Annotated in this window: 10 protein-coding genes and 1 pseudogene; 2 read left to right on the forward strand and 9 right to left on the reverse strand. The window is 72.4% G+C overall.

The genetic code is table 11. From position 1 onward, the window contains the following. Positions 1–12: 12 nt before the first annotated feature. From ACN28F_RS06800 to ftsY, 7 genes are all read right to left on the reverse strand, one after another. Complete coding sequence (locus ACN28F_RS06800; protein WP_421361294.1) at positions 13–1,098, reverse strand: amidohydrolase family protein; 1,086 nt, start codon at positions 1,096–1,098, stop codon at positions 13–15. Between the two features lie 14 nt (positions 1,099–1,112). After that, a complete protein-coding gene (gene ffh, locus ACN28F_RS06805; protein WP_289207222.1) occupies positions 1,113–2,672 on the reverse strand; it encodes a signal recognition particle protein in 1,560 nt (519 codons plus the stop codon). A 228-nt stretch (positions 2,673–2,900) separates the two neighbouring features. Beyond that, positions 2,901–5,156 (reverse strand): [protein-PII] uridylyltransferase, encoded by a 2,256-nt coding sequence (locus tag ACN28F_RS06810; protein WP_421357242.1) that lies wholly within the window; start codon positions 5,154–5,156, stop codon positions 2,901–2,903. Positions 5,157–5,175: 19 nt separating this feature from the next. After that, positions 5,176–5,514, reverse strand: a complete 339-nt coding sequence (locus ACN28F_RS06815; protein WP_282226188.1) for a P-II family nitrogen regulator — start codon at positions 5,512–5,514, stop codon at positions 5,176–5,178. 24 nt (positions 5,515–5,538) lie between these two features. Further along, positions 5,539–6,792 carry an ammonium transporter gene (locus ACN28F_RS06820; RefSeq protein ID WP_289207224.1) on the reverse strand — a complete coding sequence of 418 codons (1,254 nt, stop codon included), beginning with the start codon at positions 6,790–6,792 and terminating at the stop codon, positions 5,539–5,541. 338 nt (positions 6,793–7,130) lie between these two features. Further along, entirely contained in the window at positions 7,131–7,961 is an 831-nt protein-coding gene (locus ACN28F_RS06825) for a phosphotransferase (RefSeq protein WP_421357243.1), read from the reverse strand. Positions 7,962–7,967: 6 nt separating this feature from the next. Further along, complete coding sequence (gene ftsY / locus ACN28F_RS06830; protein WP_289207226.1) at positions 7,968–9,179, reverse strand: signal recognition particle-docking protein FtsY; 1,212 nt, start codon at positions 9,177–9,179, stop codon at positions 7,968–7,970. Between the two features lie 376 nt (positions 9,180–9,555). Here ftsY and ACN28F_RS06835 point away from each other — a divergent pair, with 376 nt between their 5' ends. Beyond that, positions 9,556–11,301, forward strand: a complete 1,746-nt coding sequence (locus ACN28F_RS06835; RefSeq protein ID WP_289211052.1) for an alkaline phosphatase D family protein — start codon at positions 9,556–9,558, stop codon at positions 11,299–11,301. Positions 11,302–11,410: 109 nt separating this feature from the next. Here ACN28F_RS06835 and smc read toward each other — a convergent pair. Both smc and ACN28F_RS06845 read right to left on the reverse strand, forming a co-directional pair. Next, positions 11,411–14,992: pseudogene (gene smc, locus ACN28F_RS06840) on the reverse strand (chromosome segregation protein SMC); the annotation flags it as partial. 313 nt (positions 14,993–15,305) lie between these two features. After that, on the reverse strand, positions 15,306–15,500 hold the full coding sequence (locus ACN28F_RS06845) for a hypothetical protein (RefSeq protein WP_282226184.1): 195 nt from the start codon (positions 15,498–15,500) through the stop codon (positions 15,306–15,308). Between the two features lie 475 nt (positions 15,501–15,975). Here ACN28F_RS06845 and ACN28F_RS06850 point away from each other — a divergent pair, with 475 nt between their 5' ends. Beyond that, complete coding sequence (locus tag ACN28F_RS06850) at positions 15,976–17,337, forward strand: CAP domain-containing protein (RefSeq protein WP_421357244.1); 1,362 nt, start codon at positions 15,976–15,978, stop codon at positions 17,335–17,337. The last annotated feature ends 7 nt before the right edge of the window (positions 17,338–17,344 follow it).

The raw sequence follows: 17,344 nt of genomic DNA on the forward strand, positions 1-17,344 counted from the left end.
CCGGCCGATGGGTCAGCGCAGCACCCGGCCGCGCAGGACGATCCGGTGCGGAGCGCGGACCACCCGCAGGTCGGTCCGGGGGTCGGCGGGGTAGGCGACGAGGTCGGCCAGCCCGCCTTCGACCAGGCCGGGGAAGCCGAGCCAGCCGCGGGCGGCCCAGCTGGCGGCGGCCAGCACCGCTTCGGCCGGCATCCCCGCCCGGGTGTGCAGGGCGAGCATCTCGTCGGCGGCCCGGCCGTGGTCGATGCCGCCGCCGGCGTCGGTGCCGACGAAGATCGGTACGCCGGCGTCGTACGCGGCGCGGACCACGTCGGGGAAGCCGTCGCGCAGGGCGAGCATGTGGTCGGCGTACCGGGGGAACTTCTCCCGGGCCCGGTCGGCGATGCCACCGAACGTGGCGATGTTGATCATGGTAGGGATCAGGGCGGTCCGCCGCCGCGCCATCTCGTCGATCAGGTCGAGGCTCAACCCGGTGCCGTGCTCCACCGAGTCGACCCCGGCCCGGACCAGGATCTCCACCGCCGCCTCGTCGAAGGTGTGCGCGGCCACCCGGGCACCGGCGCGATGGGCGGCGGCGATCGCCCCGGCCATCGCGTCGGCGCCCCAGGCCGGGGCGAGGTCGCCGGTGGAGCGTTCGATCCAGTCACCGACCAGCTTGACCCAGCCGTTGCCGGCGGCGGCCTGGGTGGTGACCGCGTCGGCCAGCTCCGCCGCCGCCACCTCGACGCCGATGTCGCGCAGATAGCGCCGGGGCGGCGCGACGTGCCGGCCGGCCCGGGCCAGCCGGGGCAGCTCCGGTTCGTCGTCGAGCTGCGGATACGGGTACGGCGATCCGGCGTCGCGGATGGCCAGCACACCGGCGTCCCGGTCGACGTACGCCAGTTGACGGGCCTCGTCGAGGGAGCCGATCGGCGCTCCGCCCCGGGCGATGCCGATGTGGCAGTGGGCGTCGACCAGTCCGGGCAGGATGAACCCGCCGTCGACCACGGTCGTCGCCCCGGGCACCGGGGTCAGCGTCACCCGGTCACCGACCAGCCACAGGTCCCGGGTGCGGTCCTCGGGCAGCACGACGCCGCGTACGTGCAGCGCGCCGGGCACGGTCACGGCGGTGCTCAGTCCTCGTCCTTACGCTTGTTCAGCTTGTTGAAGTCGATCTTGGGAAGGGTGAACCCGGGGGGCAGACCACCGCCGCCGCCGCCGAGCGCGTTCGGATCCAGCCCCGGCGGCAGCTGCGGCATCCCGCCCGGGAAGCCGGCCGGCAGCTGACCGCCGGCCCGCGGCCGGGCACCGCCGCGGCCGCCCTTGGTGCCCTTGCGCTTGTTCTTCGGCGACTTGGTCGCCTTGCGCCGACCGCCACCTGGCAGACCCATCATGCCGCCCATCTGCTTCATCATCTTCTGCGCCTCGGCGAAGCGGTTGAGCAGCTGGTTGACATCCATCACGGTGACCCCGGAGCCGTTGGCGATCCGGGCCCGTCGGGAACCGTTGATGATCTTCGGGTTGGTCCGCTCCCCCGGCGTCATCGACCGGATGATCGCGGTGACCTTGTCGAAGTGCTTGTCGTCGACCTCGGCCAACTGGTCCTTCATCTGCCCCATTCCGGGCATCATCGCCAACACGTTGGCGATCGGCCCCATCCGACGCACCGCGATGAGCTGGTCGAGGAAGTCCTCCAGGGTGAACTGCTCGCCGCCCATCAGCTTGGCGGTCATCTTCTCCTTCTGATCGGCGTCGAAGGCCTGCTCGGCCTGCTCGATCAGAGTGAGCACGTCGCCCATGCCGAGGATCCGGCTCGCCATCCGGTCCGGGTGGAAGACGTCGAAGTCGCTGAGCTTCTCCCCGGTGGAGGCGAACAGGATCGGCTCGCCGGTCACCTGCCGCACCGACAACGCGGCACCACCACGGGCGTCGCCGTCGAGCTTGGACAGCACCACACCGGTGATCCCGACGCCGTCGCGGAACGCCTCGGCGGTGCGTACCGCGTCCTGCCCGACCATTGCGTCGATGACGAAGATGACCTCGTCGGGGTCGACCGCGTCGCGGATCGCCGCCGCCTGGGCCATCATCTCGGCATCGATACCGAGCCGGCCGGCGGTGTCGACGATGACGATGTCGCGGGCGGTCCGGCGGGCGTGCTCCAGCGACGCCTTCGCCACCGCGACCGGGTCACCGACCCCGTTGCCCGGCTCGGGGGCGAAGACCTCGACCCCGGCCCGGCCGCCGAGCACCTGCAGCTGGCCGACCGCGTTGGGCCGCTGCAGGTCGGCGGCGACCAGCAGCGGCTGGTGGCCCTGGGCCTTGAGCCAACTGGACAGCTTGCCGGCGAGCGTGGTCTTGCCGGAGCCCTGCAGACCGGCCAGCATGATCACCGTCGGCGGCTGCTTGGCGAACCGCAGCCGGCGCTGCTCGCCACCGAGGACCGCGACCAGCTCCTCGTGCACGATCTTGATGACCTGCTGGGCCGGGTTGAGCGCCTGGGACACCTCCGACCCGCGCGCCCGTTCCTTGATCCGGGTGATGAAGGACTTCACCACCGGCAGCGCGACGTCGGCCTCGAGCAGCGCCAGCCGGATCTCCCGCGCGGTGGCGTCGATGTCGGCGTCGGTGAGCCGCCCCTTGCCTCGGAGCTTGCCGAAGATCCCGGACAGCCGATCACTCAAAGTGTCAAACACGACGCAACATCCCGTACGTTGATCCGGCAGGTCAGGTTCACGGCGGCATCAGAGGGCTCGACACCGGCGACCACGCAAGCCTAACCGCCGTACGCACCGCCCGCTCCACCACTACGGGCAGCCCCCATGATCACGACGATCTTGCACTTATCGACGGACAATCCCGACAAAAGTTCGCGATGAGTGCAAGATCGCCGCGATCATGGGGAGGGTGGGGGTGGGCGGGGATCAGCGGGCGGCTGCGAGCACGGCGGCCGCCAACCGGTCCCGCTCGGCGTCGTCGGGCCAGCCACCCACCAGATAGAAGGTGTCCACCACGTCACCGCCGAGGGTGGAGATCCGCGCGGCCCGCACCTGGGCACCGGCCTCGTCCAGGGCGCTGGTCACCCGGTAGAGCAACCCGGCCGAGTCGGCCGCCCGCAGCTCCAGCACCACCGCGTCGGTGGCCGCCTCCCGGTGCCAGACCACCTTGGGGTCGGCGCCGGAGCGACGGGCCGCCATCGCCCGCCCACGCACCCGCTGGGTGACCGAGACATCGCCGGTGACCGCCCGACGCAGGTCGGCGGCGAGCGCGATCCGCTCCGGTGGGCTGCCGTAGCGGGGCTGCACCCGGAACTCGACCAACGCCCGGCCGTCGACGGTGGAGGCGTCGGCGGTCAGCACGTCGAGCCGGTGCAGCGACAGGCAGCCGGCGACCGCGGCGAGCAGCCCGTGCCGGTCGGCGGCCGCCACCGCGACCCGGTCGTCACCGTCGATGTGCACGGCCGGCAACGGGCCGGCGACCAGCGCCGGGTCCGGTTGCGGCGGCTGCGGCAGCACCCCGGTGTCCAGTGCGGTGTGCACCCGGCGGACCAGTTCGGCGATCAGCCGGCCCTTCCAGTCCGACCAGGCGGCCGGCCCGGTGGCCTGCGCGTCGGCCCGGGCCAGCCCGTGCAGCAGGCTCAGCGTGGTGGTGTCGCCCACCGCCTCGGCGACCTGCGCGATGGTCACCGCGTCGCTGAGGTCACGCCGGGTGGCCACCTCAGGCAGCAGCAGGTGCAACCGGACCAGCTTGTCGATCAGGTCGACCTCGGCCGGCGGCAGCCCGATCCGGGCGGCGATGCCGGCGGCGATCGGCGCGCCGACGGTGCTGTGGTCGCCGGGCAGGCCCTTGCCGACGTCGTGCAGGAACGCGCCGAGCAGCAGCAGGTCCGGGCGGTCCACCTCCCGGGTGTACGCGGTCGCCTCCTGCGCCGCCTGCACCAGGTGCCGGTCCAGGGTGAACCGGTGCACCGGATTGTGCTGCGGCAGGCTGCGCATCCGGGGCCACTCCGGCAGCCAGCCGTCGACCAGCCCGTACCGGTCGCAGGTTTCCCAGGTGGGCACGAGACCGGGACCGGCACCGAGCAGGGTGATCAGCGCGGCGCGGGCCGGTTCCGGCCACGGCGCCGGCAGCGGCGGGCAGTACGCCGCCAGCCACTCGCAGGTCGCCCGCGCGATCGGCAGCCGGCTGGTGGCGGCGGCCGCCGCGACCCGCAGCGACAGGCTGGGATCCGGGCGGGCGCCGATCGCGGTGCGGGCGAGGACCAGTTCGCCGTCGTGTTCGACGACGTCGCGGGCCACCGGACTGCGCACCGGCGGTCCGCCGCCCCGACGGCGGCCCGAGCGCAACCGCTCGGCGCTGCGCCAGGCGTCGTCGAGGGCGTGGGTGATGGTGCGGGCGTCGGAGGCGACCCGGCGCAGCAGGGTGTCCGGGTCGTCCAGGTCGAGCAACCCGGCGACGGTGGCACGTTCCTGGGCGACCAGCCGGTCCACCCGACGGCCGACGGCGACGTGCAGCGCGTCGCGGGTGTCCAGCAGCCGCAGGTGCGCGGCGCGGGCGGCCGGCCGCATGCTGTCGGCGATGCCGGCAAGGGCGATGCCGCGCAGGATGCCGACGTCACGCAGCCCGCCGGCGGCCTCCTTCAGGTCGCCTTCGAGGAGGAAGGCCAGCTCACCATGGGTGCGCCAACGGGACTCGGTGACCTCGCGCAGCGCCGGCAACTGCCGTACGGCGGTGCGCCGCCACTGGTCGGTCGCGGCGGCCTGCAGGTCGGCGGTGAGCTCCCGGTCGCCGGCGACGTGCCGGGCGTCGAGCAGGCCGAGCGCGACCTTGACGTCGTCGTGGGCGACGGACAACGCCTCCGGCAGGGTACGCACGGAGTGGTCCAGCCCGAGCCGGGCGTCCCAGATCGGGTACCAGATCCGGGCCGCGAGTTCGTCCATCCCGGCGACCCCGCGGTGCAGCAGCACCAGGTCGAGATCGCTGTACGGGGAGCACTGCAGTCGGCCGAGCCCGCCGACCGCCACCAGGGCGATCCCGGTCAGCCCGGCCGGCATCAGCGCGGTCAGCCAGACGTCGAGCGCCGCCGCCCGCTCCACGCGGGCGGCGGCGCCGATGCCGTTGGACAGCGACGGGCCGGGGCCGGCCGCTGCGCGGTGCCGGACCCCGACTCCGTCGGTCATCTGTCCTCCAGTCGCCGGATCAGAGCGCGTCGAGACCGCGCTCGCCGGTACGGACCCGGATGACGTCCTCGACGGCCGTCACCCAGACCTTGCCGTCGCCGATCTTCCCGGTACGGGCTGCCGTGACGACCGCGTCGACGACCTTCTCGACGTCGATCTCGTCGGTCAGCACCTCCACCCGGATCTTCGGCAGGAACTCGACGGTGTACTCGGCACCCCGGTACACCTCGGTGTGGCCCTTCTGCCGTCCGTACCCCTGGACCTCGCTCACGGTCAGCCCGGCCACGCCGAGGGCGTGCAGGGCCTCCTTGACCGCGTCGAGTTGGTACGGCTTGATGACCGCGGTCACCAGCTTCATGTCTAAGCCCTCCATCAGGGAACGTTAACCGGCGACCTTCTCGCTGACCGGAGCGGACTCGCCCGATGCGGCGGGCGCCTTCCCGATACCCGCGGCGGCGAAGCCGCCACCCGAGGTGCTACCGAACTCGTAGGCACTCTCCGCGTGCTCGGCGGTGTCGATCCCCTCGACCTCGGCCTCGGGCTTGAGCCGGAAGCCGATGGTCTTGTCGATCGCGAAGCCGAGGATGTAGGCGACGACGAACGAGTAGACCAGCACCGCGACCACACCGAGCGCCTGCAGGCCGAGCAGGTCGATGCCGCCGCCGTAGATGAGTCCGGCGTTGCCCTCACCCGCGAGGACCTCGACGGCCAGGAAGCCGATCAGCAGCGAGCCGATGATGCCACCGACCATGTGCACGGCGACGACGTCGAGCGAGTCGTCGTAGCCGAGCTTGTACTTCAGGCCGACCGCCAGGGCGCAGACGGCACCGGCGATGATGCCGAGGGCGATGGCCCCCAGCGGCTCCAGGAACGCACAGGCGGGGGTGATGGCGACCAGACCAGCGATGGCACCGGAGGCGGCACCGAGGGTGGTCGGCTTACCGTCGCGCAGCCACTCGACCACGATCCAGCCGAGGACGGCGGCGGCGGTGGCCACCTGGGTGTTGATGAAGGCGACCGTGGCGGTGCCGTTGGCGGCCAGGGCCGAGCCGGCGTTGAAGCCGAACCAGCCGAACCACAGCAGGCCGGCACCGAGCAGCACCATCGGCAGGTTGTGCGGCTTGAACTTGTCCTTCGGCCAGCCGACCCGCTTGCCGAGGACCAGTGCCAGGGCCAGCGCGGCCGCACCGGCGTTGATGTGCACCGCGGTGCCACCGGCGAAGTCGAGGACGCCGAGTTCGAAGATCCAGCCACCGCCCCAGACCCAGTGGGCGACCGGGAAGTAGACCAGGGTGGCCCAGAGGCCGGCGAAGAGCAGCCACGGGCCGAACCGGGCCCGGTCGGCGATCGCGCCGCTGATCAGGGCGACGGTGATGATGGCGAACATCATCTGGAAGACGACGAAGAGCAGGTCCGGGATGCCACCTTCGGTGCCGGACTCGAGCATGCCGCGCAGGCCGGCCATCGACAGGTCACCGGTGATGCCACCGACGTCGGTGCCGAAGGCGATGCTGTAGCCGTAGAAGACCCACAGCAGACTGACCAGGCCGATCGCGCCGAAGCTCATCATCATCATGTTGAGCACGGACTTGGACCGCGTCATGCCACCATAGAACAGCGCCAATCCGGGCGTCATGAGCAACACCAGGGCGGCGGAAGTCAAAATCCAGGCGGTGGCACCAGAATCTAGTTCCGGCACGCTGCCTCCTCTCAGTTGGAAACAAAACCGGCACCAAGAGGCAGCATCGCCCGCTCGCCGGTTGCGCGAAGCTTGCTGGGCTGCTGTTTCACTTACGGTGCCCGAGCCGTTTCCGGCACGTGACGGGTTGTTTCCAACATGTGAAGAAAGCTTCACTATCCGAAGATCAGGCGGGGGCATATCAGCCGAATAGCCACCGCCGCGTGTCCGGAAGGCGACACAGCCTTGCCACTGGCCACGTCGACGATGCCGAGCGGCCGACCGGCTCGGACCGGTCAGCGCAAGGCGTACTCGAGAATGTGCCGTTCGTAGTCCAACAGCCGAAGGTCGCGCATCGGGCGACGAAGGTGACCCTTGTGCACGATCCGGACGAACGCCGGATCTCCGGCCGCCGCCATCCGCCGAATCCCCTCGACGTGATCGACCACCCGTTTACGGATCGTCCGGATCAGCCGGTGCCGGTCGCGCGGAATCAGACCGTAGGCGTCGGCGAACAACCGCAGTCGACGGGGCCGGTCCGGCTGGCGCCAGCCGAGGGTGTAGGAATCCCGGTCGGAGAAGAGCGGCACCCAGGTCCACGCCGCGTACGCCACGTCGTAGATCCGCGCACCCGGCGAGGCGAGGTCGAAGTCGATCAACGCGAGGGTGCCGTCCGGCCGCCAGATCACGTTGTGCGGCGCCGCGTCGTGGTGGCAGATCACCTCGGTGTCCGGCGGCGGCGGGCCGAACGAGCGCCACACGGCGCTGCGCGGCGGGTTGAACCCGTACTGGGCGTCGTGGAACATCCGCAGCATCGTCGCGACGGTGACCAACGCCTCGTCGCTGACCCAGTGCGGGGCCAGCGGGTACTCCCCGCACTCCCCCTCGACGTACGACAGCACCTCACGGTTGCGTTCGTCCATCCCGAGCACCCGTGGCGAACCGGTGAACCCGACGTACTCCAGGTGCCGCAACAGGGCGTGCACCGACGGGGTCCACGGGCCGACGTTGCGTCGGACGGTGTCACCGACCCGCACCACGGTGCTGACGTTGCCGCCGCGCAGCGGGATCTCATGCTGGGTCACGTACGGTCGCCCGAGACGTGGCTCCTGATCGCGGTACGTCACCCGGGGCTACGCATCCGTTCCACGTGACTCGACACCCATCAGGGCGTCGACGAACTGCACCGGATCGAACGGGGCCAGGTCGTCGGGGCCTTCCCCGAGCCCGACCAGCTTCACCGGGATACCGAGCTTGCGCTGCACCGCGATGACGATGCCCCCCTTGGCCGTGCCGTCGAGCTTGGTCAGCACCACCCCGGTCACCTCGACCGCCTCGGTGAACACCCGCGCCTGTTCCAACCCATTCTGCCCAGTGGTGGCGTCGAGCACGAGCAGTGTCTCGTGCACCGGACCGTGTTTGCCGACCACCCGCTTCACCTTGCCGAGCTCGTCCATCAGCCCGATCTTGTTCTGCAGCCGGCCGGCGGTGTCGATCAGCACCGCGTCGACCTTGGTGTCGATGCCGCGCTTGACCGCGTCGAACGCCACACTGGCCGGATCGGCGCCCTCCGGCCCCCGGACCACCTCGGCACCGACCCGGGACGCCCAGGTCGTCAGCTGGTCGGCAGCGGCGGCCCGGAAGGTGTCGGCCGCACCCAGCAGCACACTGCGCCCGTCGGCCACCAGCACCCGGGCGATCTTGCCGCAGGTGGTGGTCTTGCCGGCACCGTTGACCCCCACGACCAGCACGACGCTCGGCTCGCCGGAGGTGTTCAGCGCCCGGTCCAGCTGCGGATCCAGGGCGGCGACCAGCTCCTCGGTGAGCAGCGCCCGCAGTTCGTCGGCGCTGCGGGTGCCCAGCACGCGGGTGCGTTCGCGCAGCCGGTCGACGATCTGGCGGGTCGCGTCGATGCCGACGTCGGCGGAGATCAGGCTCTCCTCGATCTCCTCCCAGACGTCCTCGTCGAGCCGGTCCCGGGAAAGCAGGCTCAGCAGACCCTTGCCGAGCAGCCCCTGCGACCGTGACAGCCGGGTCCGCAGCCGGACCAGTCGACCGGCGGTCGGCTCGGGCCGCTCCAGCACCGGCCCGGTCGGCGCGACCGGCTCGGCCGGAGCCTGGTCGGGCTCCACCGGCGGTGCCGGCGGACGCTGCTCGACGGCGACGCCGGCCGGTTGTTCGCCCTCGTCGACCGCTGGGGGCCGCTGCTGCGGCCGGACCTCGCCGGGGGTCGTCGGCGGCGCTGGTGGCAGCGGCGGCTGCCGGCGCAGGCGGGGCACCACCAGCCCCAGGCCGGCGAGCAGCAGCACGCCGAGCAGGATCGCGGCGAGGACGAGGTAATCCATGCCGAAATCCTGACAGATGGCTGTCGGCGCGTCCCGCCCACCGTACCCAATTGGGCCCCGACGCCCACGGTTTACAGTGTCGCCGGCAGATCGTACGGTCGTGGGCCTGGGTATGCGGGCCAGGTCGCGGGTACAAAGGGACCGATCACCCGGCTCGCGAAAGGTCGACCATGTTCCGACGTACCACCGGCGCGGCGTCCGGCACGCCGATGCCGACGCCGAGCCTGCGGCCCACGGCGATGGCGACCCGGCGGCCGCGACGGTGACCGGGACCGACGGCGACCCGGCGGCCGAAGCGGTGACCGGGACCGACGTCCCCGGCCCGGCTCAGGCCGACCGGCCGGTGCCTGACGACCACACCGCCGGGCCACCCCGCCTGCTGGTCGGCCCGCTGCTGCGGCGGGTGGTCGCCGACCGGGCGACGATCTGGGTGGAGACCAGCGCTGCGACCACCGTACGGGTGACGACGGACGGCCCGGCGGGTGGCGCAGCGGCCACGTTCAGCGCGTTCGGGCACCACTACGCGCTGGTCGTCGTCGACGGCCTGCCGCCCGGGGCCGGCACCCCCTACCAGGTCCTGTTGGACGACCGGCAGGTCTGGCCGGAGCCGGACCAGCGGTACCCGGCGAGCGTGATCCGGACCCGTCGCGCCGACGACGCCGACCAGCCGGTCCGGCTGCTCTTCGGCTCCTGCCGGGAAACGACCCAGCATTCCACCGCCCGCCGGCTGCCACCGGACGCGCTGGACGCCTACGCCCGCCGGTTGGCGGAGCTGGACCCGGCCGACGACGCCTGGCCGGACCTGCTGATGCTGCTCGGCGACCAGGTGTACGCCGACGAGACCTCGCCGGTGATCCGACGGTTCCTGCGCCGCCGTCGCCGGCACCGGGGGCTGCCGCCCGGTGCCCCCGACGACCAGGTGGTGAGCTTCCCCGAGTACACCCGGTTGTATCTGGAGTCGTGGCGGGATCCGGAGATCCGCTGGCTGCTGTCGACCGTACCGAGTGTGATGATCTTCGACGACCACGAGGTGATCGACGACTGGAACACCTCGGCCGCGTGGCGGGCCGAGACGCGCGGACAGGCCTGGTGGTCCGAACGGATCAGCAGCGGTCTCGCCTCCTACTGGGTGTACCAGCATCTCGGCAACCTGAGCCCGGACGAGATCGCCGCCGATCCGGTCTACCGGGCGGTCACCGGCACCGAGGACGCCACCGAGGTGCTGCGGGAGTTCGGAGCCCGGGTGGACGCCGAGGCCGACGTGGCACACGACCAGCGCCAGTGGTCCCAGGTGCAGTACCAGTGGAGCTACGCGCTGGATCTCGGCCGGACCCGGGTGGTCGTGCTGGACAACCGGTGCAGCCGGGTGCTGCGGCCCGGGGCCCGTGCCATGCTGCCGGCCGGTGAGTGGGCGTGGTTCACCGACCAGGTGCACGGCGACTACGACCACCTGGTTGTCGGCTCGTCCCTGCCGTGGCTGATGCCGCACGGCATCCACCACCTCGAAGCCTGGAACGAGAAGCTCGCCGACTCACCGCGCCGCGCGGTGGCCACCGTCGCCGAGTGGCTGCGCCAGGGCGTGGATCTGGAGCACTGGGCCGCCTTCCGGCGCTCCTTCGACGCCCTCGGCCAACTGTTCGCCCGGGTCGGCGCGGGGCAACGCCGGACCGCCGACGCAGGTGCCGGCGCCGGTGCAGGTGCCACGCCGACCCGGGTGGGTGCCGGGCCGGCGTACCCGCCACCGGCGTCGATCAGCGTGCTCTCCGGAGACGTGCACCACTCGTACGTGGCCCGCGCGGCGCTGCCCGGCGAGGTGCACACCCCGGTGCACCAGCTGACCTGTTCGCCGATCCACAACCAGGTGCCGGCGGCGATGCGTCCGCTGATGCGGCTGGGCTGGTGGCGCGGTCCGGCGGCGGCGGTACGCGCGTTGGCGCGCGCCGCCGGGCTGCCCGCGCCGTCGCTGCGGTGGCGCAAGCTCGACGGGCCGTACTTCGGTAACGCGGTGAGCAGCCTGGTGCACGACGGTCCCACCGCCGAGGTGCTCCTGGAGGGCACCGGCAAGGACGGTCAGCTGCGGACGGTGGCACGCCGGCGGCTCACTGATCCGCCGCCGCACTGACCTGCGCCTGGGCGCTGTCGTCCTCGACCGGCGCGCCGGGCCGCGCCGCCGGGCCAGGCCGCGCCGCCGGTTCGGGCTGCGCCGCCGGGCCGGCCTGCGTCGGGGCGGGCCGGGACTCGTCGGCGGACTTCAGCCGCTGGCTGATCACCTGGGTCACCCCGCTGCGCATGGTGACGCCGTACAGCGCGTCCGCCACCTCCATGGTGCGCTTCTGGTGGGTGATGATGATCAGCTGGCTGCGGTCGCGCAGCTGTGCCATCAGGGTGATCAACCGGCCGAGGTTGACGTCGTCCAGGGCCGCTTCGACCTCGTCCATGATGTAGAACGGGCTCGGCCGGGCCCGGAAGATGGCCACCAGCATCGCGACCGCGGTCAGCGAGCGTTCCCCGCCGGACAACAGCGACAGCCGCTTGATCTTCTTTCCAGGTGGCCGCGCCTCCACCTCCACCCCGGTGGTCAGCAGGTCGTCGGGGTCGGTGAGCACCAGCCGGCCCTCCCCGCCGGGGAACAGCACCGTGAACACCTGCTCGAACTCGCGGGCGGTGTCGGCGTACGCGCTGGCGAAGACCTCCAGGATCCGGGCGTCCACGTCCGAGACCACGGTGAGCAGGTCCTTGCGGGTCGCCTTCAGATCCTCCAGCTGGTCGGACAGGAACTTGTAGCGCTCCTCCAGGGCGGCGAACTCCTCCAACGCCAGCGGGTTGACCTTGCCGAGCAGGGCCAACTCCCGCTCCGCCTTGGCCGAGCGCTTCTCCTGGGTGGCCCGGTCGAACGGCACCGGTGTGGGCTCCGGTTTGCCATCGGTGGCGGCCGCCGCCACCTGGGCCTGCGTCGGCGGCACCGGCTGGTGCGGACCGTACTCGGCCAGCAGCGTCTCCACGTCCAGGGAGAAGTCCTCGGCCGCCTTGGCTTCCAGCTGCTCGATCCGCAGCCGCTGCTCCGCGCGGGCCACCTCGTCGCGGTGCACCGCGCTGGTCAGCCGCTCCAGTTCCGCGCCGAGGCGTTTGGCCGCACCGCGTACCTCCTGCAGCTCGGCCTCCCGCGCCGCCCGCGCGCCGGCGATCTCGTCGCGGGTGCGGGCCGCCTCGACCAGCGAGTCGGCCAGCCGGCCGAGCGCGAACCGGGCCCCGGCGGTGACCGCCCGGGCGATCTGCGCGCCCCGGGCGCGGGCGGCCCGGCGTGCGGCGGCGCGTTCCCGCGCGGCCCGTTCGGCCGCCGCCTGCCGCAGCAGCGAGTCGGCCCGGCCGGCGATCGACGAGACCCGCTCCTCGGCGGTACGGACGGCGAGCCGCACCTCCATCTCGTTCTGCCGGGCCCCGGGCAGCATCGCGGCGAGTTCGTCACGCTCCGCCGTCGACGGGTCCTCGTCGATCGGGGTCGCCTCGGCCAGCTCCAGCCGCTCCTCCAGCTCGGCCAGAGCGGTCAGGTCCCGTTCCCGGGCCTCGGCGGCCTTGTCCCGCGACGCGGCCAGGCGCTGCGCCTCGGCGTGCGCCGACCGGGCGGCGGCACCGAGTTCGGCCAGCCGGCGGGCGGCGGCGTTGCGTTGGCCTTCGGCCTGCCGGCGGGCGGCAGCGGCCTCGGCGACCTGTTCCTTGCACTCCGCCGCGCGCTGACGGGCCTCGGCCAGCTGCGCGCTGAGCTCGGTGGCGGCCGCCTCCGCGGTCAGCCGGTTGGTGCGGGCCTCCTCGACCGCCGCCTGCACCTCGATGAAGCTGGGTGCCTTGGCGGAGCCACCGGCGGCGCTGTACGCCCCGACGATGTCGCCGTCGGGGGTGACCGCCCGCAGCTGCGGATGGTCGGCGGCGGCCCGGGTGGCGGCGGCAAGGTCGGCGACGAGAATCACGTCACGCAGCGCCCGGTGCAGGGCCGGCCGCAGCTGCTCCGGGCAGTTGATCACGTCGGGAGCCCAGGTCGCGCCGGCAGGCAGCGCCGGCCGCAGCGCATCGGCGGAGCCGATCATGCCGGGCCCGGCCGCGCCGGCCACCAGCAGGGCGGCCCGTCCCGAGTCCTGGATCTTCAGCAGCCGCATCGCCTCGGCGGCCTCGTCGACGCCGGTGACCGCGACCGCGTCGGCCAGTAGGCCGAGCGCCGCCGCCAGCGCTGCCTCGTGGCCGGGGGCGACCGTCAACATGCTGGCCAGACTGCCCAGCAGACCGGGCACCTGGTCGGCGCGGGCCAGCAGCTCACCGGCGCCGTCGGCCCGGCGCAGCCCCATCGCCAGGGCGTCCTCGCGGGCCTTCCAGGTGGCGGATTCCTTCTCGGCCCGCCGCTCGGCGTCGGAGAGTTCGCGGACCGCAGCGGCGGCGGCGTCGTGCGCGGCGACCGCCTCGGCGTGCCGGGCGTCGAGGTCGGCGTTGTCCCGGTCGGCCTCGGTGGACGACTCGGTGGCGAGGTCCAGCTCCTGCTGGGCGTGGTCGGCGCGCAGCTGGGCGTCGGCGTGCGCGGCGGTGAGGCGGGCGATCTCCTCGGCGGAGCTGGAGGTACGGGCCCGTGCGGAGTTGACCTGGCCGGTCAGCCGGGCCAGGCCCTCCCGCCGGTCGGCGATCGCCTTGGCCGCCGCGACCAGGGCCCGTTCGGCCTGCGCCAGCTGGGCTTCGAGCTGCTGACGACCCTCCACCGCCTCGGCGAGCCGGATCTGGTCCTCGGTGAGCGCGGCCCGCAGCTCCTCCTCCTGCTCGCGGATCCGTTGCGCCTCGGCGGTGAGCTGGTCCGGGTCCCGGCCGGGTCGTTCGTCGTCCGGCTGCACCGACAGGTGGCGCAGCCGCTCACCGGCCAGCTGCTCGGTGGAGCGGAACCGTTCCTGCAGGGCGGCGAGCTTGTACCAGGTGTCCTGGGCCGCGGCGAGCAGCGGCGCGTCCTCGGCGAGCGCGGCCTCCAACTCGGCGAGCCGGCCCTGCACCTCGGCATGCTCGGTCTCCACCTCGGTACGCCGCTGCCGAAGCGCCGTCTCGTCGGCGATCTCCTTGTCCAGGGTGGTCCGCAAAGTGGTGAGGTCGTCGGCGAGCAGCCGCAGCCGGGCGTCGCGCAGGTCGGCCTGGATGCCGGCGGCCCGCCGGGCCACCTCGGCCTGGCGGCCCAGCGGTTTGAGCTGGCGGCGCAGCTCGGCGGTCAGGTCGGTCAGCCGGTCCAGGTTGGTCTGCATCGCGGTGAGCTTGCGCAGCGCCTTTTCCTTGCGCTTGCGATGCTTGAGTACGCCGGCCGCCTCCTCGATGAAGGCCCGCCGGTCCTCAGGTTTGGCGTGCAGTACCGCGTCGAGCTGCCCTTGGCCGACGATGACGTGCATCTCGCGGCCGATTCCCGAGTCGGACAGCAGCTCCTGGATGTCGAGCAGCCGGCAGGAGTTGCCGTTGATCTCGTACTCGCTCTCGCCGGAGCGGAACATCCGGCGGGTGATCGACACCTCGGTGTACTCGATCGGCAACGCGCCGTCGGTGTTGTCGATGGTCAGGGTCACCTCGGCCCGGCCCAATGGTGCCCGACCGGCGGTGCCGGCGAAGATGACGTCCTCCATCTTGCCGCCGCGCAGCGCCTTGGCACCCTGCTCGCCGAGGACCCAGGCGATGGCGTCGACGACGTTGGACTTGCCGGAACCGTTGGGACCGACCACGCAGGTGATCCCGGGCTCCAGCTTCAGGGTGGTGGTGGAGGCGAAGGACTTGAAGCCCTTCACCGTCAGGCTCTTGAGATGCACGGTCCGATTCCTCGTCCGACGGGTCGCCGGGCGGCCGTCAGTCCTGGTCAGTCGGCCGTCAGTCCTGGTCAGTACCGCACAGGCTAACCTGTCGCCGCTCCTGCCAGCGGATACGTAGGGTGTCGGCGAGCCGGGGCCGATGGGCCGGCCCGGAGCGGGAGGCGTCCCGGAGCGGGAATCGGCCCGGGGCGGGAGGCGGCCCGGGACAAAAAGCTGCGCGCCGCCACTGATGTGTCGGCGCGCGGTGTGGTGCCTTCGATCGTCGGTCCGGGCACTGGCGGTGGGCGCCGGCCGTCACCGGCGCCCGTCGGGATCAGGTGAGTGCGGGCTCAGCAAGCCGCAGCAGGTCGTCGGATTCGGCGACCGCCGCAGCGAGCCGGTCGTTCTCGGCCCGCAGCCGGGTGATCTCGAACTCCAGTGCCTGTACCCTGGCACGCAATCGGGTGACCTCGTCGAGCAGGCGCCGGTCGGGTGCCGCACCAACGTGGCCGTAGAGGGCCTTCGCCATTTCGTCTCCTTGTAATGCGCTGCCGGAAAGGCCGGCCAACGCGCGCCCGTGAATCCTCGCGACTGTCAACCCTCGGGCATGCGAGGGCGCGACTGGGCGCGACTGGCGACACCCCTATGTTCCGCCGAAGTCATCGCTTCGTCAAGTTCCACCAGACGAGGATCACCACATCATCTACCGAATCTATCGCCCAAAAGGTACGAAGGGCGGCAGTTCTGCGACACAGGTCACACCGGCATCACCGTCCGTACGGGCTGCTCCAGGTGACGACCTGCCCGCCTTATCTCTTCCTTAGCGGGATCGCCGGTTTCCCTTAGCACCGTTGCCGATCGTCCCTATCGGTCCGTAGCGTCTCATCCCGGCCCATGCGCCCCGGGCGACTCCGGCCCGCGCCGCCGATCACCCTCACCACGCGGAGGAACGTACGTTGTACCGGCGCAACGACCCGGTCGATGGCTACCGACCGGACGGGCCCGTGCCGCCCGCCGCAGACTTCCCCGGGCACCCTGACCCCGCCTGGGACGACGACCGGCTCGGGCAGGCCTCCTGGCGCGACCACCTCGACCCTGGCTGGCAGCCTGGGCCCGGTCATCGCCACGACGACCACGGCCAGGCCGGACACCAACTGGACGGGTACGACCAGGGCGGGTACGACCAGGGCGGGTACGACCAGGGCGGGTACGACCAGGGCGGGTACGACCAGGCCGGGTACGACCAGGCCGGGTACGACCAGGCCGGGTACGACCAGGGCGGGTACGACAGCTACGGCCCGACAGGATACGGCCACGACGGGTACGCCCCGCTTCCCACAGCCAGCTACGAAGTGGACGCCACTGGCGGTTACGGGCGCGACCAACCCGGCGAGTACGACCACACCGGCCACGACCAGGACCACACCGGAGCCCACGACGCCACCGGATGGCTCGACGGCACCGACGGGCACCACGACGGCAGGGCCGACGACGACACCGTCGTGCACCGGGCGAGTCGGCGCCGGGGACGGCGTACCGATGATGTCGACGACGCAGACGGACCGGACAGCGGCCGACGGCGGCGTGGTGTCCCCGGACCGGTCGCCCTGGCCGCCCTCGTCGCGGTCCTGCTGGTCGCGATCGGCGGCGGAGCGGCGCTGCTGCGCAGCGGGTTCAGCGACGGCAGCGGCACCGGGACCGACCAGGGCGGAGTCGCTGCCTCGGGCGGCACCTCCGTCACCGATCCGCCGCTGGACACCACCGGCGCCACGGCCGAACCGCAGATCGGCGACCCGCAAGCCCGGGCCGAACTCGGCCCGGCCCCGACCCCCAGCGCACAGCCCTCCTCCGCCGCACCGCCGCCGCCGCCCGACCCCGATCCGGTACGCACCACGGAGCCGGCCGCGCCCGCGCCGACCCGAACCACCCCGGCCGCACCGGCCCGGACCAGCGCGGCACCACCGTCGTCGGCAACCGGCGGCGGCAACCTGGAGCAGCAGGTCCTGACGATCGTCAACCAGGAACGCGGGGCGAACGGCTGCGGACCGGTCACCATCAACACCCGGCTGTCCGAAGCGTCCCGGTTGCACAGCGAGGACCAGGCGGCTACCGACAACATGTCCCACGAGGGCAGCGACGGCAGCTCACCGTGGGAACGCGCCGAGCGCGCCGGCTACGACAACGCGATCGGCGAGAACGTCGCGGCCGGCTACCCGACGGCGGCAGCGGTGATGGACGGCTGGATGAACAGTGCCGGACACCGGGCCAACATCCTCAACTGCGACGCTGTCGCGATGGGGGTGGGTACCGCGAGATCGGCGGACGGCACCCTCTACTGGACTCAGATGTTCGGCTCGGTGGCCTGACCCGCCG

The organism is Solwaraspora sp. WMMA2101 (assembly GCF_049179175.1).
Classification (GTDB): Bacteria; Actinomycetota; Actinomycetes; order Mycobacteriales; family Micromonosporaceae; genus Micromonospora_E.

What these genes read in the sequence shown, in the direction of transcription:
- ACN28F_RS06810 (WP_421357242.1), bottom strand. Translation starts at nt 5,156, where the DNA reads ATGACCGACGGAGTCGGGGTCCGGCACCGCGCAGCGGCCGGCCCCGGC.
- ACN28F_RS06815 (WP_282226188.1), bottom strand. Translation starts at nt 5,514, where the DNA reads ATGAAGCTGGTGACCGCGGTCATCAAGCCGTACCAACTCGACGCGGTC.
- ACN28F_RS06820 (WP_289207224.1), bottom strand. Translation starts at nt 6,792, where the DNA reads ATGACGCCCGGATTGGCGCTGTTCTATGGTGGCATGACGCGGTCCAAG.
- ftsY (WP_289207226.1), bottom strand. Translation starts at nt 9,179, where the DNA reads ATGGATTACCTCGTCCTCGCCGCGATCCTGCTCGGCGTGCTGCTGCTC.
- ACN28F_RS06845 (WP_282226184.1), bottom strand. Translation starts at nt 15,500, where the DNA reads ATGGCGAAGGCCCTCTACGGCCACGTTGGTGCGGCACCCGACCGGCGC.